This window comes from Corynebacterium sp. 045007, assembly GCF_040743205.1.
GTDB classification, from domain to species: domain Bacteria; phylum Actinomycetota; class Actinomycetes; order Mycobacteriales; family Mycobacteriaceae; genus Corynebacterium; species Corynebacterium jeikeium_D.
In genome coordinates this window covers 1-1323 of the sequence record NZ_JBFLKW010000040.1, presented here as the reverse complement: position 1 = coordinate 1323, position 1323 = coordinate 1, and the positions used below count along the sequence as shown (strand labels likewise).

Below are 1323 nucleotides of genomic sequence, written 5' to 3'. Positions count from 1 at the left end.
TGAGGTTACCCTCGTTTAGTGGACACCCTATTTGTGCGGATCTTGTGTCCGTAGGAGAGGATGTTCATTGTGAGTCAACAGCGCAAGAAGTACACGCCGGAGTACCGGCGTGAAGCCGCGAACCTTGTAATCGAGTCAGAGCGCCCTATCGCTCATGTGGCTAAGGAGATTGGCGTCTCCGCCGGGCTTTTAGGCCGGTGGGTCAAACTCGAGCGTGAACGCCGAGGGGCCTCGGATGGGATGAGTGAGGCGGATCTTCGTGCTGAGAATGCTCGTCTGCGCCGTGAGTTGGCGGAAGCCAAGATGGATAATGAGTTTTTGTCAAAAGCGACAGCCTTCTTCGCCGCGAAGCAACGCGAGCAGAAAAGTTCGAATTGATGCAGCAGGAGAAGGCAAACTACAGCATCAAACGCATGGCACGGCTATTAAAAGTGTCTCGGTCTGGATACTACAAATGGGCTGATACGCAGCAGAAGCGACTATCTGGCGAAAATGATCGTGCTGCATTTTACGATGGCGTTGACCGAAAGATTCATCAGATTTGGAAAGACTCCGATGAGGTTTATGGTGCTCCGCGGATCACCGCAGAACTTACCGAGCGCTACCAGATCACCCTGAATCGCAAGACTGTGGCTAAGCGGATGCGCATGATGGGCATTGAAGGGATTTCACCGCGTGCCTTTGTCCCGGTGACAACGATTCAATCCAAGCGTAAGTCAGCTCTTCCTGACCTGGTCAAGCGCATGTTTGATACTGGTGAGCTCAACCGAGTGTGGATGTCGGATATTACCTACCTACGCACCAGCGAGGGATGGTTGTACTTGTGTGCGGTCCGCGACGGCCATTCCCGCAGGGTGCTGGGCTGGGCGATGGATAGCGTTCAAGATACATGCCTGGTCGAACGGGCCCTGCGGATGGCATATACACTGCGCGGTGACGTTCCTGATGGGCTGGTGTTCCACGCTGACCGCGGAACGCAATTTACCAGCGAGAAGCTCTGGGAAGTCTGCCATAACCTGGGCATTGCTCAGTCTGTGGGGCGTACTGGTGTGTGCTTTGATAACGCGATGGCTGAGTCGTTCTGGTCGACGCTTAAAACCGAGTTCTACGACCGTAAGCGTTGGCCTACCCGCGATGCTGCGCGCAAGGCCGTTGCCTACTGGATGGAAGTCGTTTACAACCGTCGGCGCCGGCACTCTGCACTAGGAATGGTCAGCCCCGTCGACTTCGAAAACCACATTGGTCTAACCACCAGTAGAAAAGAAATAGCTGCCTAAACACTAGGTAGCCCCACTACGTGTCCACGATTTGCGGGCAACCCCA

Annotated in this window: 1 protein-coding gene; it reads left to right on the top strand. The window is 54.7% G+C overall.

Features of this window, described 5'->3' with window-relative positions; genetic code table 11:
* Positions 1-60 precede the first annotated feature (60 nt).
* Positions 61-1277, top strand: a protein-coding gene (locus tag AB1Z34_RS11100) for an IS3 family transposase (protein WP_143111770.1) whose coding sequence is annotated in 2 segments (ribosomal slippage) — positions 61-322 and positions 322-1277 — 1218 coding nt in all. Because the reading frame shifts where the segments join, the coding sequence is not laid out codon by codon here.
* The last annotated feature ends 46 nt before the right edge of the window (positions 1278-1323 follow it).